Origin of the sequence: Vibrio penaeicida (assembly GCF_030689305.1) — a bacterium.
Lineage (GTDB): Bacteria > Pseudomonadota > Gammaproteobacteria > Enterobacterales > Vibrionaceae > Vibrio > Vibrio penaeicida_B.
This window is the reverse complement of sequence record NZ_JAUYVM010000018.1, coordinates 1-20,147: the sequence shown is the minus strand read 5'-3', so window position 1 is coordinate 20,147 and position 20,147 is coordinate 1. Positions and strand designations below refer to the sequence as shown.

At 46.2% G+C, this 20,147-nt stretch carries 21 protein-coding genes; 10 read left to right on the top strand and 11 right to left on the bottom strand.

The genetic code is table 11. From position 1 onward, the window contains the following. Positions 1 to 5: 5 nt before the first annotated feature. From Q8W40_RS22510 to Q8W40_RS22500, 3 genes are all read right to left on the bottom strand, one after another. Positions 6 to 992, bottom strand: coding sequence for a serine/threonine protein kinase (locus tag Q8W40_RS22510; protein ID WP_305400403.1), 987 nt, complete (start codon positions 990 to 992; stop codon positions 6 to 8). Between the two features lie 48 nt (positions 993 to 1,040). Further along, positions 1,041 to 2,459, bottom strand: a complete 1,419-nt coding sequence (gene ccoG, locus Q8W40_RS22505) for a cytochrome c oxidase accessory protein CcoG (protein WP_305400402.1) — start codon at positions 2,457 to 2,459, stop codon at positions 1,041 to 1,043. A gap of 340 nt (positions 2,460 to 2,799) precedes the next feature. Further along, positions 2,800 to 3,063: a YihD family protein gene (locus tag Q8W40_RS22500; RefSeq protein ID WP_101115253.1), complete on the bottom strand. Its 264-nt coding sequence runs from the start codon at positions 3,061 to 3,063 to the stop codon at positions 2,800 to 2,802. Between the two features lie 838 nt (positions 3,064 to 3,901). Between Q8W40_RS22500 and Q8W40_RS22495 the strand changes: the two genes are divergently transcribed. Continuing rightward, entirely contained in the window at positions 3,902 to 4,702 is an 801-nt protein-coding gene (locus Q8W40_RS22495) for a sporulation protein (RefSeq protein WP_305400401.1), read from the top strand. Positions 4,703 to 4,868: 166 nt separating this feature from the next. Beyond that, positions 4,869 to 5,522: a PAQR family membrane homeostasis protein TrhA gene (gene trhA / locus Q8W40_RS22490; RefSeq protein ID WP_305400400.1), complete on the top strand. Its 654-nt coding sequence runs from the start codon at positions 4,869 to 4,871 to the stop codon at positions 5,520 to 5,522. Positions 5,523 to 5,573: 51 nt separating this feature from the next. On the opposite strand, the gene Q8W40_RS22485 is transcribed toward trhA, so the two are convergent. The 5 genes from Q8W40_RS22485 to def form a co-directional block, all read right to left on the bottom strand. After that, complete coding sequence (locus Q8W40_RS22485) at positions 5,574 to 7,019, bottom strand: TrkH family potassium uptake protein (protein WP_305400398.1); 1,446 nt, start codon at positions 7,017 to 7,019, stop codon at positions 5,574 to 5,576. A 57-nt stretch (positions 7,020 to 7,076) separates the two neighbouring features. Further along, on the bottom strand, positions 7,077 to 8,453 hold the full coding sequence (gene trkA, locus Q8W40_RS22480) for a Trk system potassium transporter TrkA (RefSeq protein WP_101115249.1): 1,377 nt from the start codon (positions 8,451 to 8,453) through the stop codon (positions 7,077 to 7,079). Positions 8,454 to 8,534: 81 nt separating this feature from the next. After that, on the bottom strand, positions 8,535 to 9,815 hold the full coding sequence (rsmB, locus tag Q8W40_RS22475; protein WP_305400396.1) for a 16S rRNA (cytosine(967)-C(5))-methyltransferase RsmB: 1,281 nt from the start codon (positions 9,813 to 9,815) through the stop codon (positions 8,535 to 8,537). 137 nt (positions 9,816 to 9,952) lie between these two features. After that, a complete protein-coding gene (gene fmt, locus Q8W40_RS22470) occupies positions 9,953 to 10,900 on the bottom strand; it encodes a methionyl-tRNA formyltransferase (protein WP_305400394.1) in 948 nt (315 codons plus the stop codon). Between the two features lie 34 nt (positions 10,901 to 10,934). Beyond that, a complete protein-coding gene (gene def, locus Q8W40_RS22465) occupies positions 10,935 to 11,456 on the bottom strand; it encodes a peptide deformylase (protein ID WP_101115246.1) in 522 nt (173 codons plus the stop codon). A 117-nt stretch (positions 11,457 to 11,573) separates the two neighbouring features. On the opposite strand from def, the gene Q8W40_RS22460 reads away from it, so the two are divergent. Genes Q8W40_RS22460 through Q8W40_RS22445 form a run of 4 tightly spaced genes read left to right on the top strand, consistent with a single transcriptional unit; the run spans position 11,574 to position 14,840 of the window. Further along, positions 11,574 to 12,680: a LysM peptidoglycan-binding domain-containing protein gene (locus Q8W40_RS22460; protein WP_305400392.1), complete on the top strand. Its 1,107-nt coding sequence runs from the start codon at positions 11,574 to 11,576 to the stop codon at positions 12,678 to 12,680. Continuing rightward, positions 12,681 to 13,781 (top strand): DNA-processing protein DprA, encoded by a 1,101-nt coding sequence (dprA, locus tag Q8W40_RS22455; protein ID WP_305400390.1) that lies wholly within the window; start codon positions 12,681 to 12,683, stop codon positions 13,779 to 13,781. Positions 13,782 to 13,783: 2 nt separating this feature from the next. Beyond that, a complete protein-coding gene (locus tag Q8W40_RS22450; protein ID WP_101115243.1) occupies positions 13,784 to 14,257 on the top strand; it encodes a DUF494 family protein in 474 nt (157 codons plus the stop codon). Positions 14,258 to 14,270: 13 nt separating this feature from the next. Further along, complete coding sequence (locus tag Q8W40_RS22445; protein WP_305400387.1) at positions 14,271 to 14,840, top strand: DNA topoisomerase family protein; 570 nt, start codon at positions 14,271 to 14,273, stop codon at positions 14,838 to 14,840. An 80-nt stretch (positions 14,841 to 14,920) separates the two neighbouring features. On the opposite strand, the gene Q8W40_RS22440 is transcribed toward Q8W40_RS22445, so the two are convergent. Together Q8W40_RS22440 and purE are read right to left on the bottom strand one after the other, a co-directional pair. Next, complete coding sequence (locus Q8W40_RS22440) at positions 14,921 to 16,048, bottom strand: 5-(carboxyamino)imidazole ribonucleotide synthase (protein WP_305400386.1); 1,128 nt, start codon at positions 16,046 to 16,048, stop codon at positions 14,921 to 14,923. 5 nt (positions 16,049 to 16,053) lie between these two features. Further along, complete coding sequence (gene purE, locus Q8W40_RS22435) at positions 16,054 to 16,539, bottom strand: 5-(carboxyamino)imidazole ribonucleotide mutase (RefSeq protein ID WP_101115240.1); 486 nt, start codon at positions 16,537 to 16,539, stop codon at positions 16,054 to 16,056. Positions 16,540 to 16,731: 192 nt separating this feature from the next. Here purE and Q8W40_RS22430 point away from each other — a divergent pair, with 192 nt between their 5' ends. The 4 genes from Q8W40_RS22430 (at position 16,732) to Q8W40_RS22415 (ending at position 19,431) form a co-directional block, all read left to right on the top strand. Further along, positions 16,732 to 17,289: an L-threonylcarbamoyladenylate synthase gene (locus Q8W40_RS22430; RefSeq protein WP_305400384.1), complete on the top strand. Its 558-nt coding sequence runs from the start codon at positions 16,732 to 16,734 to the stop codon at positions 17,287 to 17,289. Positions 17,290 to 17,311: 22 nt separating this feature from the next. Further along, complete coding sequence (gene hemF / locus Q8W40_RS22425) at positions 17,312 to 18,229, top strand: oxygen-dependent coproporphyrinogen oxidase (RefSeq protein WP_305400382.1); 918 nt, start codon at positions 17,312 to 17,314, stop codon at positions 18,227 to 18,229. A gap of 98 nt (positions 18,230 to 18,327) precedes the next feature. Further along, the gene (gene aroE / locus Q8W40_RS22420) at positions 18,328 to 19,158 is read left to right on the top strand and encodes a shikimate dehydrogenase (RefSeq protein ID WP_305400493.1); all 831 of its coding nucleotides are present in this window, start codon (positions 18,328 to 18,330) and stop codon (positions 19,156 to 19,158) included. A gap of 6 nt (positions 19,159 to 19,164) precedes the next feature. Beyond that, positions 19,165 to 19,431, top strand: coding sequence for a DUF1488 domain-containing protein (locus tag Q8W40_RS22415; protein WP_305400381.1), 267 nt, complete (start codon positions 19,165 to 19,167; stop codon positions 19,429 to 19,431). Here the strand turns inward: Q8W40_RS22415 and Q8W40_RS22410 are convergent. Then, the gene (locus tag Q8W40_RS22410) at positions 19,418 to 19,972 is read right to left on the bottom strand and encodes a gamma carbonic anhydrase family protein (protein ID WP_305400378.1); all 555 of its coding nucleotides are present in this window, start codon (positions 19,970 to 19,972) and stop codon (positions 19,418 to 19,420) included. The two genes, Q8W40_RS22415 and Q8W40_RS22410, sit on opposite strands and share 14 nt — an antisense overlap. Between the last annotated feature and the right edge of the window lie 175 nt (positions 19,973 to 20,147).

Below are 20,147 nucleotides of genomic sequence, written 5' to 3'. Positions count from 1 at the left end.
ACAACTTACCATTGAGGCGTGAGTGTCAGCGGGGCTTCTTCTAAAGCCGCCAATTGTTCCTTGAATGCAAGCACTTGACCTTCCCAGTACTTTGCGTCGCTAAACCAAGGGAATGCAACGGGAAAGGCGGGATCTTGCCATCGCTTAGCTAACCAAGCCATGTAATGTACCATTCGTAGACCGCGCAATGGCTCAATTAGTTTCAATTCATTGTGATTAAAGTTACAGAATTCTTCATAACCCTCAAGAATGATATCCAATTGAGCCAATTTATCGTGGCGTTCACCATTGAGTAGCATCCATAAGTCCTGAACGGCAGGACCATTTCGCGCATCATCTAAGTCGACAAACATCGGCCCATCTCGCCAAAGAATGTTCCCTGGATGGCAGTCTCCATGCAACCGCTGTATGGCTGCACCAGAAACCCAATGCGACTCAATTCGCTCAATAAGCATGTCTAAGTCTTTGAAAAAACTCTTTTCCAAATGCATGGGTATCAGGTCGGATTGTTGCAATAGTGCACGAGGTTGATAGAGGTATTCTTCAAAGCCTAAAGTAGGACGATGTTGAAATGTCTTACTTTGAGCAACTTTGTGAATTCGACCCATAAAACGGCCCACCCACTCCAACTGTTCGTCGTTATCGACTTCGAATTGACGCCCGCCTACGCTATCAAAAAGCGTGAATAGATAGCCATTATACTCATGCAATGTTTGGCCATTGATCACCAAAGGAGGGGCAAGCGGTATGTCTTGTTCCAGTAATTCTAAAGCAAAATCATGTTCTTCTTGGATTTGAGCCTTGCTCCAGCGCGATGGTCTGTAGAACTTAACCACATAGCGTCGTTTGTCTTCGTCTGCGAATTGATAGACTCGGTTTTCATAGCTGTTTAGGGCAAGTAACCCCGATTCAGCGCGGACTCCAATGCTTTCCAGCGCGTACCACATGAAGTCGGGAGTCAGAGCTTCAAAGTTAAAGGCATTATCAGACATACATTAAAAAAGGCGCATTACTGCGCCTTATTCCATCTTGAGAAAAGTCTATAGCTTCTTAATAAATCGGCTTTCGACTTCGACAGTAAATTGGTCACTGTCGGTGAGTATAAACTGAATCTTTGAGATGGGAGAGCGAAGTTTGTCAGGATCAGCACCAAGGCTCAAAGGAAAGTTAAGCACTTCACCCGGGCTAACCTGCACGGTTTGAGCACCATACCAAGTAACATCACTAATCCCGCTCACGTTGAGGTGGTATTCCTGCCGCTCTTGAGTTTTGTTGATGATTTTAAGGGTGTATGTGTTTTCTACGAGCCCTTCATTATTCATTCTGAACAGCTGGTTTCTATCTCGTAGGACCGATAGCCCCATAGGCTCAACACTCACCACTTGGAATAGGAAAAGACCCGTCATGAGTAGCATGACTACGCCATAGCCCAGTAATTTCGGTCGCATGATGTTGGTGTGCTTGCCTGATAAGCGATGTTCGGTTGTGTAACTGATGAGCCCTTTGTCATACCCCATGCGGTCCATGGTTTTGTCGCACGCGTCAATACAAGCACCACAATTTATGCATTCGTATTGCAAGCCATCACGGATATCGATACCAGCCGGGCAAACCTGAACACACAAGTCGCAATCAATGCAATCCCCCAACCCCAGCTGTTTCGGGTCGGCTTTTCGAGAGCGACCGCCACGTGTTTCCCCTCTTTCGGTGTCGTAACCCACTATGTAGGTATCTTTATCGAACATGGCAGATTGGAAGCGAGAGTAAGGGCACATATGTATACACATGATTGAACGCATCCATCCTGCATTACCATAGGTACAAGCAGCGAAAAATACGACCCAAAACACAGGCCAAAAGCTGGCGTTAAAGGTGAAAAAGTCGATAACCAAATCTTTGACGGGCACAAAATACCCGACAAAGGTAAAGCCGGTAACGAGGGCAATAAACCACCACGCTATGTGCTTAAGGGTTTTGCGAAGCAGAAGGTTCGAGTTCATTTTTCCACTGTCTTGCTTTCGCCGCTTATTGGCGGCGCCTTCTAACTTCTCTTCAAACCATATGTACATGAATGTCCAAACGGTTTGAGGGCAAAGGTAACCACACCAAACTCGTCCTAAAAATGTGGTGAGGAAGAACAGCCCAAAGGCGGCGATCATAAACAGCAAGGCAAGGAGCGTGAGATCTTGTGGGAACAAGGTTGTGCCGAAGAAATTAAATTGCTGATTCCCTAAATCCAGCAGTATCGCCTGACGATCGCCGTAGGGTATCCAAGGTGTTAGACCAAATACCAACAATAAAAACCAACCACCATATCGACGGAGTTTTTGGTAGGTTCCTTTACTTTCTCGCACATAGATTTGGTTGTTCGGGTTAAAACGGTCTCCTTTACCCTTATGTGTTTTAGGGTTATAGGTTTTCGGAGTCACATCTTTAACTTCGATTTTGTCCTGACTCATACAGGTGTCCTTCTTGGGCGTTTTGAGGTGAAGGTTCTTTTGCCTTCACTCTTCGACATTGCTTTTTTTATTCTAGTTGTCTTGCCAGATCTCACACGAGGAAGTCGAACGTAAGAAGGTTTGCGTACGTGAAGAGAGCACGACACTCTGTTTAACTACACACACAAAGAGCAAGACACAGCTCGAATTGCCTAAGGATTATACTGTTTATAAAACATTTATTTTTTTATGGGTATCAAGGTTTAATAACTTTCTTAGTAACAGTTGAGCAAAAAAATAGGCATACACAAAAGCGGCAGAAACACCGCTTTAAGGAAAGAGAATTGAATTACGGTTGGAATTAAAGAATGCCGCGAGCTTTTAGAAGTGCTGTCTTGAAATCGTCTTCTTGATCTTTAGCCAACCCTGGAATCATGTCTTCTTTTTGACTGTTTCGCATTTTTAAATGGTAGATCAGCACATCATCGGTCAAATCTTCAAGTTTGCCTTCATATCCTGCTTCTTGAGATAACTTTTGGATGAATGCCATTAAGTTGAGGTCTGACTCTTTTTGCCATTCTGGATGCATGAGTTCGATTAACTCATTGATGCGATGACATTTCATATCTTTCTCCACAAATTTCATAGTGATATTTTTTGTACGTTAACAAAATCTGTTGAAATAAAAAAGCGCAGTCTGAGACCGCGCTTTTTATTAAGCCGCTTGGGTTACTTTCTTGTCTTTCTGGCTCTCAAGAGCCGTTTTAACAACTAAGTTTACCTGTGGAGCTGGTTTGCTGCAGACTGGAGCTGAAGCGAAACCTGAACGACGTCGAGACGCACTACGATGTGTGTGCGAAAACCTGACAGGTGTTGGGCGCATTCGTTTACCTAACAGTCAGGCACATCCTTTGCCAATCATATGGCCTGATTCACTATGAGAAAAATCTCTTCTGGCGAGCGCCAATCCTATAGAAAATCAGGAGTATAGATATGAAGTCATATCCGGCTCAAAGATTAGCATTTATTCAAAATATGTGCGAACAAAATGCTGGTTTTTTGCTCATTTTTTAGTGAGTCTCTCGTATGAATGTTGCACAAACCCGCCGTACAGGATATGTATAGAAAATAGTCGGAACTTTCTTCTGCTAATCATCACCTTATATACTCAAGTGACATCAAGGTGCTAGGTTCAGCGAGAATTAACTGGCTTTTAGACAAGGCACCGATTTGAAGATCTAGTGGTTCTAAATCGATAATCGGTAACGCAGGATGAAAGCCAGTTAAACTCGCCCTTGGGAGCTCATATACTGTCTCATTTCTTTGTCAAAGAATTTGGAAAGGACTCGTCATTCCACTGCATTCTTATCCTTGAACTGAAACAGTATATGAAGCTCTGAACCCTACATCTTGAGGTCACTTGAGTATAAAGCAAAGGAAGAACCTAACCAGAGGAGTTGTTCATGTCTTTTTTAAAGAAAACCTTAGCCAGCTTTGGTATCGGTAGTGCCAAAGTAGATTCTATTCTTCAGCAGGAAGTGCTGATTCCGGGGCAGAATGTCAGCATTAAAATCCACGTGTATGGTGGTTCTTCTGCGCAAGAGATCGATAACATCGATTTGAAGCTTTGTTGTCGATACGTACGTGAAGTACCCGCAGACAACGACAAAAGCCACGTGCAAGAAGGGATGCAAACCAAGAAGCAAAACGTGAAATACGCATTGGCTTCATGGCAGTTGCCTTATGCTTTTACTATTGAACCCGGTGAAGAACGCACGTTTGATGTGGAGCTGCCTATTCCATGGAATACTCCTGTAACCATCGGTGATGCCAAAGTGTGGTTGGAAACCGGATTGGATATATCTATGGCAATTGATCCAACAGACAAAGATGTATTGACCGTTCGCCCAGATCCATTAATGGATGGCATATTTACGGCATTAGAAGAACAGGGTTTGCGCATTCGTCAGGTTGAGTGTGAAGAAGCCAAAGGGTTTGACCTTCCATTTGTGCAAGAGTTTGAATTTGTTCCGACCACGGGACCTTACCATGGGCGCTGGCGAGAGCTGGAAATCGTAGCGTATCGTGACGAAGGTGAATTAAAGCTGTGGTTTGAAGTGGATCGCCGCAAGAAAGGCATCGGTGGCATGTTGGCTGGGTTACTTGGCGGTAACGAATTAAAACGTCATTTGGTTCTTCCATCCAGTACGTCCGGTGAAGATGCAGGGCAGCAAGTATTGGCGTTTCTGGAAAGTTCGACTTAGTCAGCCCAGTAAACCTAGTCAGTCCAGAAAACATAGTCATTTGACTCTAAACAGATCTGTTGATCTTAATCGGTCTGTCTAGCTAAAATTTAAGCTTACAAGTGTACGCTGAGTGTGTCATACTTCTCTTCTGTTGAGTATTCGCTCTAAATTGAAGGAGGGGCGTATGACACGTCCTACAACAACTGAGTACAGCGTAAGTGAAGAGATAGCCAATAGCATCACACATGCGCTAGGTATGATTTGTGGCATTGTAGGGTTAGTGTTCTTGCTGATCAAAGCGGTAGATAATCATGCAGATACGCTAACCATCACCAGTATGAGCGTATACGGCGGTAGCCTTATTCTGCTGTTTCTGGCTTCGACGGTTTATCACGCCGTGCCTTATCGCAAAGCGAAACGCTGGTTAAAAACGCTGGATCATTGCGCCATTTATCTGCTTATTGCGGGCAGTTATACACCTTTCTTATTGGTCAGCTTGCGAACCCCATTGGCCATTGGTTTGATGATCATTATTTGGTCGATCGCACTGATTGGCATCATTGCCAAAATAGCCTTCGTGTACCGATTTAAAAAACTGTCGCTGTATACGTATCTCGGCATGGGGTGGCTGTCACTTGTTGTGATTTACCAACTAGCTATTACGCTCGATGTGGGTGGTTTGGTTTTACTCGCTATTGGTGGAGTGGTGTATTCCTTGGGGGTTATTTTTTACGTGAGTAAACGTATTCCCTTTAACCACGCCATCTGGCACGGGTTTGTTCTGGGTGGGGCCGCGTGCCATTTCTTTGCGATCTATTTCTTTGTTGACCCAATCTGATTGGGTCGGCAAGTACGTTATGGTCAGACTGAATAGGGTTAACTTTAAATCTTAACGCTTCCAAAAAGCAGGGAAGAACAGCACCAGTAGTGTCAGTATTTCCAGCCTACCCATTAACATACCAATACTCAGTAACCATTTCGCAGCATCAGGAAGCGGGGCAAAATTCCCCGTCGGACCGATAACATGGCCCATGCCCGGACCAACATTCGCCACTGCGGTGACCGCTCCTGATATGGCGGTGACTGGGTCTAACCCCATAGCCCCTAACGCCGCGGCAATCACGATAATGGTGATAAAGAACATCAGCCCAAATGCGACCAACGAGCGAACGATGTCGTCGTTGACGGGGCGATGGTTGTACTTTTGGACAAAAACACCTGACGGGTGAATTAAGCGCATCATTTGCTTGTGCAGCAGGGTAAGCGCTATTTGGAATCGAAAGACTTTAATACCGCCTGATGTGGATCCAGAGCAAGCCCCTGCCATCATCATGAATGCAAAAATAACGGCAGGTAATGCGCCCCAAGCTGTAAAGTCTTCCAAACCAAATCCTGTCGTGGTTGTTACCGAGATGATATTAAACAGGGAAACACGAATGGCGTCGGACAACTGGTAGTGCTGATGGAGCCATAACCAACCAGCGACAACCAAAGAGGTAAACACGACCAAGTAGGCGAACCCTCTTACTTGCGCATCTTGCCAGAAGGAATTGAGTTCGCGCTTTTTCAGTGCAGTAACAAACAGCAAGAAGGGAAGCCCGCCAAGAAACATAAAAAGAATGCCCACCCAATGTGCTCCGTTGGAAAAGTGGTTCATGGAGCTATCTGATGTGGAGTAACCACCAGTAGAGAGGGTGGTGAATGCATGATTTATCGCATCAAAGCCTGACATTCCCGTGAGCAAATAGCCAATCACGCACAGCGCCGTCAATGTGAGGTACACGTACACGATATGAATCGCGACAATTTTTGTTCGCGGTGCACTTTTGTCGGACCAGTCAGAGCTTTCGGTTTGGAACAACCGCATGCCGCCAACATTCAGCATGGGTAAGATAGCTACCCCCATTACAATGAAACCGATTCCTCCTAACCATTGCAAGATAGAGCGCCAAAGGAGAATACTCGGTGCCATATCATCGAGTCCGCTGAGGACCGTTGAACCCGTGGTGGTAATCCCCGACATGGTTTCAAAATACGCGTCGGTAAAGCTGATGTGGTTAATGAATACGAAGGGCAGGGCGGCGAATGCGCTGGCGATAGTCCAAACAAGTGACGTTATCAAAAAGAGGTCTCGAACCCCAAGACGGAATTCTGCGGTTCGCCCAATGGTTAAACAAACGAATGCCACGCCGTGCAAAATCAGTACGGACTGACCAAATTCGATAAGCCCAGGTGTGCCAGTGAAAAAGGCAACGGCAGTAGGGGCGTACATAAATAGGGCTAGCTTAGAGAGCACCAGTCCAATGACAAATAAGATCGGGCGTAGATGGACCATATCGACTTATTACCACGGTTTGAGCGACGCCCCAAACACAGAGCGCCAACACTGACTCTATAGGAAAAATGGGCTTGGTTGGAACAAGCGCTCCACGTCGGGCACGTATTTTTTATCGACCAAGAACATCACCACATGGTCGTCTTGTTCAATCACCGTTCGGTCGTGAGCGATCAACACTTCTTCACCGCGAACAATGGCACCAATAGTGGTACCTGGTGGAAGTTTGATATCACCTACCGCACGACCAACAACTTTAGACGTGGTTTCATCCCCATGTGCAATGGCTTCGATGGCTTCAGCCGCCCCACGGCGTAAAGATGATACGTTGACGATATCTGCGCGTCGAACGTGTGTCAGGAGTGCAGAAATTGTGGCTTGCTGTGGTGATATCGCCACGTCAATGGTACCGCCTTGCACCAAATCGACGTAAGCACCGCGTTGAATCAGCACCATGACCTTTTTTGCGCCCATACGTTTTGCCAGCATGGCGGACATGATATTGGTTTCGTCTTCATTGGTTAGAGCGATGAAGACATCCACTTGGTCGATGTTTTCTTCTGCGAGCAGTTCCTGATCGGCCGCGTCGCCACAGAATACAATCGTATTTTCAAGCTGTTCAGACAGCCTTTCTGCTCGCTGATAACCGCGTTCAATCAGTTTGACGCTGTACTCTTTTTCCAAGCGTTTTGCCAAGCTTGCCCCAATGTTCCCTCCTCCGACTATCATGATGCGGCGGTAAGGTTTCTCAAGACGTTGGAGTTCACTCATGATAGAGCGAATGTGGTTACTCGCTGCGACGAAGAACACTTCATCATCCGCTTCAATGACGGTGGTACCTTGCGGGCGAATGGGCCTGCCTTGACGAAATATGGCTGCTACACGAGTGTCAATGTGAGGCATGTGATCACGCAGTGCAGAAAGCGCGTTCCCAACTAGTGGACCGCCATAGTAGGCCTTAACCGCAACCAAGCTGACTTTACGCTCAGCGAAACTGACCACTTGGAGTGCTCCAGGGTATTGGATCAAGCGTTCGATATAGCTGGTAACCAATTCTTCTGGTGCGATAAGGTGGTCGACGGGAATCGCACCAGATTGGAACAATGCGTCTTTTTCTGTCAAATACTCTGGCGAGCGAATACGGGCAATTCGGTTAGGGGTATTGAACAACGTAAAGGCAACCTGACATGCCGCCATATTGGTTTCATCGGTATTGGTCACCGCAACCAGCATGTCGGCATCTTGAGCACCTGCTTCACGTAAGGTGCCCGGGTGGCTGGCAAACCCATTGACCACCCGCAAGTCATACTTATCCTGCAATTCACGCAGTCGGTCTCCATTCCGGTCTACTACCGTGATGTCGTTGTTCTCACCCACTAAGTTTTCTGCAAGGGTGCCGCCTACTTGTCCGGCACCGAGTATGATGATTTTCATCGCCTACCTATTCTGCTTATCTATCCGCTTACTACTGTTGCGCCTTTTGGCGACACGTATTGAGTATGGTTGTTTTATTGCTTACGCCTGCTTTCTCAATACAGCGTAATAGAAGCCGTCCATGTCGTCTTCTCCCGGAAGAATTTGTCTGCCCGGGTTTTCGATGTCTGACCCATCTAACGTTGCATCCGATGTGCGATTCAGAAATTTAACCACTTGATCGCGATTTTCCTGCGGGGTGATCGAACATGTCGCGTAGACAAGCGTGCCACCCGGTTTAAGCTGTTGCCACATCGCATCGAGAATCTCACTTTGCAGTTCGGCTAAGGCTTCGATGTCATCGGCTCGGCGCAGCCATTTAATGTCTGGATGACGACGGATAACCCCTGTCGCAGAACATGGCGCATCAAGCAAAATGCGGTCAAATTGTTCACCTTGCCACCATTCTTGAGGATTCCTAGCATCACCGCAAATAACTTTCGCCTGAAGGTTGAGGCGCTTCAGGTTTTCATGAACTCGCTTGAGGCGGTTTTCGTCGCAATCTATTGCAACAACGTCGCTGTTTTGGGTGCGCTCAAGAATGTGCGCTGTTTTGCCACCTGGAGCTGCGCAGCAATCCAAAATCAATTCGCCATCTTGAGGGGTCAGGTAATTCAGCGACAGCTGAGCGGCGGCATCTTGTACCGATACCCAACCTTTTTCAAAACCAGGCAAGGCATGTACATCGATCGGCGCATCCAATTTTATGGCGTCTAGTGCTTCACTGTGTGCGCTGCTATCAATGTTTGCACTTTTGAGTAACTCAAGGTACTCGTCGCGACTGTGATGCTGGTGGTTCACGCGAAGCCACATCGGTGCTTTTTGGTTGTTTGCTTCAACAATACTTTCCCATTGCTCTGGGTAAGCAGCTTGCAACAATTTTAGTAGCCAACTTGGGTGGCCATATTTGCCCGCGTTGTGGCTAACGGCAACTTGATCCAATTCTTCTTGGTTTCTTTGGTAGTTACGAAGTACCGCATTGATCAAACCGCGAAGCCGAGGACCTTTGAGTGTTTTGGTGCCTTCAACCGTTTCCCCAACCGCTGCGTGTGCAGGAATTCGCATAAAACTCAGTTGGTAAATGCCCACCAGAATAAGATGATGAAACACGCGTTGCTTGCCCTTTAATGGTTTATCCATTAAATGATTGGCAATGGTTTCTAGGCGAGGGAGGTAGCGTAGTGCGCCGTAGCAAATTTCTTGCAATAGAGCGTGGTCTCGCGGGCGGATATTTTGTTGTGCGGCAGGAAGGGCGGTAGAAAGTGATTGCCCTTTATCGACAACGAGATACAAAACGTTGGCAGCTTCAGCGCGAACATTCATGATGAATACCTTAAAGCAAAGGAGGGCATCTCTGCCCTCAAAAAGTACGTATTGAAGTGAGTCTTCACTTCGTCAATATAGCAATTCAATCAATCATTGATATTGGCTATTTATCCTGAAATCAGGTTGTTTCTGATTTAAACGAGCTGCGTGCCCACTTCAAACCAAGATGCTCTTGAGTTCAATATGTCTTGAACTGGCATCGCTTTTTTACCCGGAACCTGCAGCTTTTCGAGTACAAGTACTCCGTCACCTGTCGCAACGTAGATACCGGTTTTGTCCGCTTGAAGAATGGTACCAGCCGCTTTGTCGGTGGTTTGGCTCTCTGTGCGACTCTGCCAAACTTTGATGGTGTTATCTGCAGCTTCAAAATGGCTGATGGGCCATGGATTGAAGGCGCGAACACTGCGCTCTAAGTGAGCGGCATCGTCATTCCAATTGATACGGGCTTCTTCTTTGCTGAGCTTCTTCGCGTAAGTGGCTTGCTCGTCATCTTGCTTGACGGGTTGCGCGTTGCCATTCGAAATATCCGCTAGGCAGTCGACAAGTGCTTCCGGGCCAAGAACGGCTAGTTTGTCGTACATCGACGCACTGGTGTCGGTTGCCTCAATTGGAAGAGAAGCAATTTTCAACATATCACCCGTATCCAAGCCAATGTCCATCTGCATGATGGTGACGCCAGCTTCAGCATCCCCCGCCCATACCGAACGTTGAATCGGTGCAGCACCACGCCAGCGCGGTAAAATCGAACCATGAACGTTGACGCACCCTAAACGAGGGGTATCCAATATGGCTTGTGGTAGTAACATGCCATACGCGACAACAATCATGATATCGGTATTTAGATCCACCAACGTTTGCTTCGCTTCATCAGATTTGAAGTTTTCGGGTTGGTAAACAGGAATATCGTGTTCCAGCGCCAAGCTTTTAACTGGGGTAGGGGTAAGTTTTTTACCACGGCCTGCTGGGCGGTCTGGATTGGTGTAAACCGCAATAACTTCGTGCTCCGAAGACAATAACGCCGCCAAGTGAAGGGCGGCGAAGTCCGGAGTACCTGCAAAGACAATTCTTAAAGACTGACTCAAGGTAAGGTTCCTTTATGGATGAAGGTGGTTTGGATTAGGCGTTTTTCGCTTGCTTCTCATTGAAACGCTTAAGCTTCAACATCTTGTCCTGAATGCGCTTACGCTTCAGTGGCGAAAGGTAATCAACAAACAACTTGCCTTCGAGGTGATCCAATTCATGTTGAACGCAAATGGCCAAAAGCTCATCGGCTTCAAATGAGTATTCCTCACCTTCGCGATTCTTCGCTGTAACAGAAACTTCTGCCGCACGAGGCACCAAAGCACGAGCACCTGGGATAGACAGACAACCTTCTTCGATGCCATCTTCACCGCGTTTTTCGGTGATCTCAGGGTTAATCAGTACCATTGGCTGATCGCGAGTATCAGAAACATCGATAACAACGATGCGCTGATGAATATCGACTTGCGTTGCAGCAAGGCCGATGCCTTCTTCGTCGTACATGGTTTCTAACATATCGTCGACGATTTTTTGAATCTCTGGTGTCACTGCTTCGACGGGCTTAGCCACTGTGCGAAGGCGATCATCAGGGAAAGTTAATACTTGTAATACAGACATATACACTCTAAATATTGAACTGTGCCGAAACAGCTAAAACCTAGCTGGCTCAATTCTAGACATTTTATAACCTAAATGACAGCATCCTAGCCAATATTGGATAGGGAAATTGAGGTTATGAAAGGAATAATAGCCAAGTTAGGTCGTACCTCTTTAGCTATAATAACATGTGTTGTCACACATAGTGTCCTTGCAAAAAGTGATGTTTTATCGGTTAAAGAAAACGCACCGAAAACGTACGAAGTGAAAAAAGGGGATACCCTATGGGATATTTCGGCGCTTTACCTCGACAGCCCATGGCTTTGGCCACGACTCTGGCAGATTAACCCAGACATCAATGATCCTCACCTTATCTACCCTGGCGACAAGCTGACTTTGGTATGGCGAAATGGGCAACCCATGTTGAGCCGAAAACCTCTTCTTACGCTTTCTCCCAAAGCTCGAATTCTGGATAAAGATGCGGTACCAACCTTGCCTGAAGGGCTGGTTTTGCCATACATCAATTCCGATCGGCTCGTCACTAAGGAGGCGTTAGATAGTGCAATGCGAGTGATCGGGACACAAGATGGAAGACGTTTCTTGAGCCAGCATGACCAATTGTTCATTGATGGCAAAACCACAGAGAAACATTGGGGTATCTACCGTTCTGTAGCCGAATATCAGCGCAGTGACAGTGGTGAAGAAGTCTTTTCTCTGAAAATGGTTGCGACGGCAACGTTAGTAAAATCAGAGGAAAAGCTGAGTTCTTTGAGAGTGGAATCCCAGAATCAAGAAATCCTATCCAATGACTTTGCGTTACCGCATCAGTATCATGAAGAGTTGTCATTCTCCAATACATTTTATCCAGAACCCGCGCCTAAACATGTCTCAGCGTCTATTCTTGGGTCTTTGGAAGGAAGTAAGTTTATTGGGCGTAATCAGGTCGTCATTATTGATCGTGGGCTTAACGATAAAGTGGAACAAGGCACCATGTTTGACCTTTGGGAAGAAGGGTTAGGTGTCTCTGGAAGCCGAGGCAACTACATTGTGGATGATGGGTGGCTTAGCGAAAATCTTCCGGATGTTTCTGTCGGGGAAATGATCGTTATTCGTCCGTACGCCTCTTTCAGCATTGCATTAATTACCCGAAGCAAAGCGCCGATTCACACCCAAACCATGGGGCTTTCTCCATTATTGAAAGAGCCACAAAATGACGCACTGGAAACTAAGGACGAAGACAGTTAAATGACAGAAAATGAGTTGAGAGCTTGGCTGACATTGAGTTTTACGCCTCAATTGGGTGGTCAGTCTCTGACTCGACTACTCACTATTGATTCTCCCGTCAATTTACTTTCGTCCAGTGAAGAGCGATGGCAAGCCATAGGGCTTAAGCCGAAACAAATTCAATTCCTTAAAGCCAGTTCACATCCAGAGGTCGATGAATGTCTAGAGTGGCAGCTGGCGTCAAACCACCATATTGTTACTCTACTCGATTGTGCGTACCCGCCATTACTCAAAGAAGTCTCTTCTCCACCAACTACATTGTTTGTTAAAGGGGACACTCGATCTTTGAGCGCCCCACAGATAGCCATGGTCGGCAGTCGAAACGCCAGTATAGAAGGGCTACAAACAGCAAGGGCGTTTGCCAAAGATTTATCCGCAAATGGGTTAGTGGTCACCAGTGGTTTGGCGCTGGGTGTGGATGGGCACGCTCACGATGGTGCGTTGGAGGGAGGCGGTCAAACTGTTGCTGTGTTGGGCTCGGGACTCGACTGCATTTATCCAGCTCGGCACAGAAAGCTAGCACAAAGGATTATAGAGCAAGGCGCGCTCGTTTCAGAATTTAGACCCAACACAAAACCCAGACCAGAGCACTTCCCGCGCCGCAATCGTATTATTAGTGGATTGTCGGTTGGCGTTTTTGTTGTCGAAGCTGCCGAACGCAGTGGGTCGTTGATAACGGCGCGATACGCGGCAGAGCAAGGTCGAGATGTTTTTGCTCTGCCCGGCTCAATTCACAACCCCAATTCCAGAGGGGGTAATGCACTCATTAAGTCTGGTGCCTGCCTGGTCCAATCGTCCGAAGATATTCTCCAAGAAGTAGAAAATTTAGTTTCTTGGTCGTTTTCCCAACAAACATCTATATTTAGTGAAGAAGCCTCGCAAGAAGAATTGCCATTTCCTGAACTAATGGCTAACGTAGGGTTAGAAGCAACACCCGTTGATATTCTTGCAGAGCGGACCCATATACCTGTGCATGAAGTCATGATGCAACTACTGGAGCTTGAGCTTTCAGGGTATGTTGTTGCAGTACCTGGTGGCTATATTCGAAAGGGGAGGGGCTAACTATGATGGACATACTGATGTATTTGTTCGAGACCTATATCCACAGTGATGCGGAATTGATGGTCGATCAAGATGAGTTGGAAGATGAGCTTCTCAGAGCTGGATTCCACCAAAAAGAAATTTACAAAGCCCTGAATTGGTTAGAGGACTTGGCAGCGCTACAACAAAGCGATGCACAATCCGCCATGAGAACCAGTGCAGCTACGTCGGTACGTATTTACACGCGCACTGAAATGACACGTTTAGATATAGAATGTCGTGGATTCTTGCTGTTTTTGGAGCAAGTTGAAGTGTTGACCGCCGAAACTCGTGAAATGATCATTGATCGAGTTATGGGCTTGGAAACCAGTGACTTTCAGCTGGACGATCTAAAGTGGATAGTATTGATGGTACTGTTTAATGTGCCGGGGAATGAAAACGCCTACACCCAAATGGAGGAGCTCTTGTATACTACCGAGAGTGGTATTCTTCATTAATGGTTTTGGGTGAATGAGCGGTAAAATTGATTCGCAATTATTCTCTGCCCATGAGCACGCACTGGAAAAAGAACCGTGCCCTCAATGCGGTGGAGAATTGTCTTTACGTCATGGTAAACATGGTCCTTTCCTAGGGTGCAATCAGTACCCATCTTGTGACTACATTCGTACGATTGGTCAAAACGATGGTCATATTGTTAAAGAGTTAGGTGTCCCTTGTCCCGAGTGTGCTAATGAATTGGTACTGAGGCAAGGTCGTTATGGCATGTTTATCGGTTGCAGTGCATACCCAGACTGCCATCATATTGAGTCCTTGGATGTCCCTAAAGAGGAGCAGAAAAAGGAAGAAGAGATTGCCTGTCCTGAGTGCAAAACGGGTCATTTGGTTGAAAGAAAATCCCGCTATGGCAAAACTTTTTATGCCTGCAATAGCTACCCGAAATGCAAGTTTGCGGTGAACCATAAACCCATCATCGGTTCGTGCACTGAGTGTGATTACTCACTACTGATTGAGAAGAAACTGGCATCTGGCGTTAAAGTATTGTGCGCTAATCGGAAGTGTCAGAAAGAACAAATCCAATAAAAAACGGCACTCACTAGAGTGCCGTTTTTACAGGTAATGCTGCTTTTTATAGGTAACTGCTTTTTACAGATAGGTGCGCCTTACAGCGCTTGGGCGCTTTCCTTTAATGCAGGAAAAGCATCTGCATCCAAAATATTTGCAAGTTTAACCAGAGCGGCTTTTAACGCCTCATCGTTGCTTGCACACACATTGATGTGACCCATTTTACGACCTGCACGCTTTTCCTTACCATACCAATGCACATGGCACTCTGGCATTGCCAAAACGCTCTCTGGCACTTGGTCTTCACCCAAGATATTTACCATAGAGGTTGGGCGCACCAGCTCAGTGCTGCCTAATGGTAACCCACATACAGCGCGTAAGTGGTTCTCGAATTGGCAAGTCTCAGCACCTTGTTGAGTCCAATGACCAGAATTATGGACGCGAGGCGCGATTTCGTTTACCAGTAACTCGCCATTCACATCAAAGAATTCGAGCGCCAAAACACCCACATAGTTCAAAGACTCCGCTACCGCCGTAAACGCGATATTGGCTTGTGCCTGAAGTGTTTCATCTGCAATGGCTGTCGATAGCGTTAAAACCCCATCAGTATGAACGTTCTCTGCTAGTGGGTAGATGGCGATTTCACCCGCTGCATTTCGAGCACCAACCAAAGACACTTCACGCTGAAACGGCACAAACTCTTCTGCCACAATCGCTTGGTTTGGTGTTTCAGCGATGCACTCAGACATTTCCTGCCAAATAGCATTGGCTTGTACTTTGTCTTTTAAACGCCACTGCCCTTTTCCATCGTAACCACCAAGAGTGCTTTTCAGCACCATCGGAATGCCAACATGCTGGATGGCATTCTCAAAATCTTCTTGTGTATTGATCACGAAGTACTTGGCATTTCTTACCTTGGCATTATCGAGTAGCGATTTCTCTATGCGACGATCACCGCCAGCTTTGATGGCGTCGGTAGTCGGAAAAAACTTACCGCTTTTTTCACACTCATCAAGCACATCGTGTGGAATGTGTTCGAACTCGGCCGTTATGACATCCGCTTGTTCAATAGCCGTAGCCAAGCCATTTCCAATCACTTGCTGGGTGAGTGGGTGAACAATGTTTTCTGTGCCTACATCGAAGGCAGAAATATGAATGTTCAATGGCGCACCAGCCAAAGACATCATTCGAGCCAGTTGACCTGCGCCTAAGACAAGAACGTGCATGGGGATCAATCCTCTGCTGGGTTCGGGTTAGCTAAAACCGTCTCAGTTTGTTCTTGGCGGAAAGCTTCAACTTTTGCCATTACTTCTTCATTGTGAGTACCAATGATCTGAGCGGCCAAAATACCGGAATTGGCTGCACCAGCTTCTCCAATAGCCAAAGTGCCCACGGCTATACCTTTAGGCATTTGTACAATTGAAAGTAGGGAGTCCATGCCTTTTAATGCACGAGATTGAACAGGAACGCCCAGAACCGGCAAGCTTGTAAAGGCCGCCGCCATACCAGGTAAGTGTGCGGCACCACCTGCGCCAGCAATGATTACCTTGATGCCGCGGTCTTTCGCGCTATTGGCGTAGTCTGCCAATAATTGTGGCGTACGGTGGGCAGAAACCACTTTCGTTTCATAGGACACACCAAAGCGATCCAGCATTTCTGCTGCTAGTTTCATGGTTGGCCAATCTGATTTAGAACCCATAATAATACCGACTTGCATCTCAAAACTCCTTCAGCGCTTTCATTGGGTGAGCGGATATTTTGCGCGCATTATACGTAGAATTTTCGGTAAGGAAAACGTTTGCGCGAAATCGTTTTAAGGTTTGATACAGTTTACTGATAAATTACTTTTGGGCTGAGGGGTAAACTCTTTGTACACTACTGCTCAAATGTTAAAGATAAGGGGTTCAAATTGACCAATTTTGAAAACACAGTTCAGGCGCTCCATGATGGGGAAGTCATTGCTTACCCAACGGAAGGTGTATTTGGAGTCGGCTGTGACCCTGATAACGCAGACGCTATTCAAAAGCTACTTGAACTTAAGAAAAGACCAGTAGAAAAAGGGTTAATTCTCATCGCCGCCAATTTTGAGCAACTCAAGCCATACATCGATGAATCTCAATTAACGGATGAAGCTCGCCAAGCGGTGTTCGACACTTGGCCTGGACCAGTTACCTGGGTAATGCCTGCAAAACCTGGGTTATCAAACCTACTTTCAGGTCAATTTGATTCCATTGCGGTAAGGGTGACTGATCATCCATTGGTACAAAAACTTTGCGAGTCGTTTGGTAAACCGCTAACCTCGACCAGCGCCAACCTTACGGGTGAGCCACCGTGTATGACTTTTCAGGAGGTACATGCGCAGCTAGGTGAGTACTTGGTCGCAATTTTAGAAGGTGAAACCGGTGGTCGCGATAAACCGAGTGAAATACGCGACGCTTTAACGTCTACCATATTAAGACAGGGATAACCTGCGAATATAGGAATAAGCAATGTCAGATATCGATAAAGATGCAGTAAAGTACTTTTTGTTAGAACTTCAGGACAGCATATGCCAGCAGCTTGAAGAGGTGGACGGTAAGGCTGTATTTGAAGAAGATATTTGGCATCGTGAATCGACGGAACGCCTAGGCGGCGGAGGTCGAACTCGAGTCATGAGTGGCGGCAATGTCTTTGAACAAGGCGGAGTGAACTTTTCACACGTTTCCGGTCGAGAGATGCCCGCATCAGCTACGGCTCATCGCCCTGAACTTGCTGGTCGAAAATTTGAGGCGATGGGCGTGTCGTTAGTGATGCACCCGCACAACCCTTATGTACCCACTTCTCATGCCAATGTGCGTTTCTTTATTGCCGAAAAAGAAGGGCATGATCCCATCTGGTGGTTTGGTGGTGGTTTCGATTTAACCCCGTTTTATCCTTTCGAAGAAGATTGCTTGTATTGGCACAATACGGCAAAAGAAGTCTGCGCACCGTTTGGTGATAATGTGTATTCAGAGCATAAAAAGTGGTGCGATGAATATTTCTTCCTTCCGCATCGTAATGAAACTCGTGGTGTCGGTGGTTTATTTTTTGATGACCTCAATGAATGGGGTTTCGAGAAAAGCTTTGAATACATTCAAGCTGTTGGGAAAGGCTATACCGATGCGCTTGTACCAATCATTGATCGAAGAAAAGAGACTGAATATGGTGAAAAAGAGCGCCAATTTCAGTTATACCGCCGTGGTCGCTACGTCGAATTCAACTTAGTCTACGACAGAGGCACTTTATTTGGGCTACAAAGTGGTGGGCGTACTGAATCAATCTTAATGTCGATGCCTCCTTTAGCACGATGGGAATACGACTATCAGGTTGAGCCTGGGACACCGGAAGATGACCTGTACCAAAATTACCTAAAACCTAGAGAATGGTGATTTCCAGCTATAACGCTCAGAATCCAGTCGCTTGAGGCAATTTGGGTATGATGATAGGGTCTGTACAAACGACCCTATTTAATTTTGCAGGCAAGGAAATGGCGCAACCTATCGATCAGTACGTCGTGTTTGGTAACCCTATCGGACACAGTAAATCCCCTTTTATACACACCCTCTTTGCTCGACAAACCAATCAGTCTTTATCCTATGTAACGCGCCAAGCGCCCATAGGTGGTTTCGTAGAATCGGCAACAGAGTTTTTCTCGCAAGGTGGGAAAGGCTGTAATGTGACTGTGCCATTTAAAGAAGACGCCTTTCAATTTGCTGATCGCCTGACCGAAAGAGCGCAATTGGCGGGGGCGGTGAATACACTAAAAAAACTCGATGATGGAGAAATCATTGGTGATAACACCGATGGCGAAGGTTTAGTTCAAGATTTATTGCAATACCAAGTACCGTTAGAAGGTGCCCGTATTTTGGTTATTGGTGCAGGTGGCGCAGCACGCGGCGTGATAAAACCACTTTTGGACCAATCCCCAAAAAGCATAGTGGTTACCAACCGTACATTTGCTAAAGCGAAAAAGCTTGAGGAGATGTTTAACGAATTTGGTGATATTCGTGCTGTTCCTATGGAAGACATCAATACTTCCTTTGATGTGGTGATCAATTCCACATCTGCTAGTTTGAGTGGTGACCTACCCACGATTAGCTCTTCGATATTCACTTCAACAACCGTTAGCTATGACATGATGTATGGGCAGGGTCTTACAGCATTTAATCAGTGGGCTAAAGATAACCAAGTTGTAAATGCTTACGATGGTCTAGGTATGTTGGTCGGGCAGGCAGCAGAAAGCTTCCTTGTATGGAGAGGGTTAAGGCCTGGCGCAAAGCAAGTTCTTCGAGAACTCAGAAAAAACTTGGAAGGGTAGCCTGACATGAATCAATCAATACTCTTTCCTGATATCCAAACTTGGGATGAAGAACATAACGCGGTACGTTTCCCAGCACAGCAATCAGGCATGTTGATCGAATGTCTTGCTTTAGTGGCTGCCATTGAACAAGTGAGCGGAGAGAAAATAGAGGAAGAGCAGCAAGCTCTCTCTTTATTCTCACAATACCGTTTTGATATGGAAGAGCTTGCTGAATCTTTGATAGAAGAGGAAGATTTCGACGACAACGGGCAAGTTGTTATTCGAAAGTAACTGGCTCTACTATAGTTCTGTACTCATTTTTAGTATTGACGTAGTTATCTGCGGACTTGCGTAAAAAAGCGATTTCTTTGTCACTTAATGGGCGAGCCTGTTTTACTGGGCTCCCTACATAGAGATAACCACTCTCCAATACTTTATTGGGAGGGACCAAACTGCCCGCACCAATCATAACTTCATCTTTTATGTGCGCTCCGTCTAAGACGATGGCACCCATACCTACTAATACACGATCGCCTACCGTACACCCATGAAGCATGACCTTATGACCGATAGTCACTTCATTACCAATGATAAGCGGGTAGCCTTCAGGGTTTTCCGCATTTTTATGAGTAACGTGCAAAACGGAACCGTCTTGAATATTGGTACGCTCGCCAATATGAATATGATTAACATCACCTCTGGCTGCAACAAGTGGCCAAACGCTAGAATCTTTACCTATTTTAATGTCACCCACTAAGATAGAGCTGCTATCTATATAGACACCTTCACCAATTTCAGGGCAAATACCTTTATAACTTCGAATTGAGCTCATGATTTCTCCTTAATTTAGGGCGATTAAAGGGTAAAAAGTGAAAGAAGAATAGTGAAAATACCACCTTTTGAATAAAAAACACGCAAACAACTTAGAAATTGAAAAAAACGTCAAAAAGGGCTTGCCAATGTGATGTCGATCTCTATAATGCCCCTCGCTGACACGGGAACGCTTT

What these genes read in the sequence shown, in the direction of transcription:
- Q8W40_RS22510 (WP_305400403.1), bottom strand. Translation starts at nt 992, where the DNA reads ATGTCTGATAATGCCTTTAACTTTGAAGCTCTGACTCCCGACTTCATG.
- ccoG (WP_305400402.1), bottom strand. Translation starts at nt 2,459, where the DNA reads ATGAGTCAGGACAAAATCGAAGTTAAAGATGTGACTCCGAAAACCTAT.
- Q8W40_RS22500 (WP_101115253.1), bottom strand. Translation starts at nt 3,063, where the DNA reads ATGAAATGTCATCGCATCAATGAGTTAATCGAACTCATGCATCCAGAA.
- Q8W40_RS22495 (WP_305400401.1), top strand. Translation starts at nt 3,902, where the DNA reads ATGTCTTTTTTAAAGAAAACCTTAGCCAGCTTTGGTATCGGTAGTGCC.
- trhA (WP_305400400.1), top strand. Translation starts at nt 4,869, where the DNA reads ATGACACGTCCTACAACAACTGAGTACAGCGTAAGTGAAGAGATAGCC.
- Q8W40_RS22485 (WP_305400398.1), bottom strand. Translation starts at nt 7,019, where the DNA reads ATGGTCCATCTACGCCCGATCTTATTTGTCATTGGACTGGTGCTCTCT.
- trkA (WP_101115249.1), bottom strand. Translation starts at nt 8,453, where the DNA reads ATGAAAATCATCATACTCGGTGCCGGACAAGTAGGCGGCACCCTTGCA.
- rsmB (WP_305400396.1), bottom strand. Translation starts at nt 9,815, where the DNA reads ATGAATGTTCGCGCTGAAGCTGCCAACGTTTTGTATCTCGTTGTCGAT.
- def (WP_101115246.1), bottom strand. Translation starts at nt 11,456, where the DNA reads ATGTCTGTATTACAAGTATTAACTTTCCCTGATGATCGCCTTCGCACA.
- Q8W40_RS22460 (WP_305400392.1), top strand. Translation starts at nt 11,574, where the DNA reads ATGAAAGGAATAATAGCCAAGTTAGGTCGTACCTCTTTAGCTATAATA.
- dprA (WP_305400390.1), top strand. Translation starts at nt 12,681, where the DNA reads ATGACAGAAAATGAGTTGAGAGCTTGGCTGACATTGAGTTTTACGCCT.
- Q8W40_RS22450 (WP_101115243.1), top strand. Translation starts at nt 13,784, where the DNA reads ATGATGGACATACTGATGTATTTGTTCGAGACCTATATCCACAGTGAT.
- Q8W40_RS22445 (WP_305400387.1), top strand. Translation starts at nt 14,271, where the DNA reads ATGAGCGGTAAAATTGATTCGCAATTATTCTCTGCCCATGAGCACGCA.
- Q8W40_RS22440 (WP_305400386.1), bottom strand. Translation starts at nt 16,048, where the DNA reads ATGCACGTTCTTGTCTTAGGCGCAGGTCAACTGGCTCGAATGATGTCT.
- purE (WP_101115240.1), bottom strand. Translation starts at nt 16,539, where the DNA reads ATGCAAGTCGGTATTATTATGGGTTCTAAATCAGATTGGCCAACCATG.
- hemF (WP_305400382.1), top strand. Translation starts at nt 17,312, where the DNA reads ATGTCAGATATCGATAAAGATGCAGTAAAGTACTTTTTGTTAGAACTT.
- aroE (WP_305400493.1), top strand. Translation starts at nt 18,328, where the DNA reads ATGGCGCAACCTATCGATCAGTACGTCGTGTTTGGTAACCCTATCGGA.
- Q8W40_RS22415 (WP_305400381.1), top strand. Translation starts at nt 19,165, where the DNA reads ATGAATCAATCAATACTCTTTCCTGATATCCAAACTTGGGATGAAGAA.
- Q8W40_RS22410 (WP_305400378.1), bottom strand. Translation starts at nt 19,972, where the DNA reads ATGAGCTCAATTCGAAGTTATAAAGGTATTTGCCCTGAAATTGGTGAA.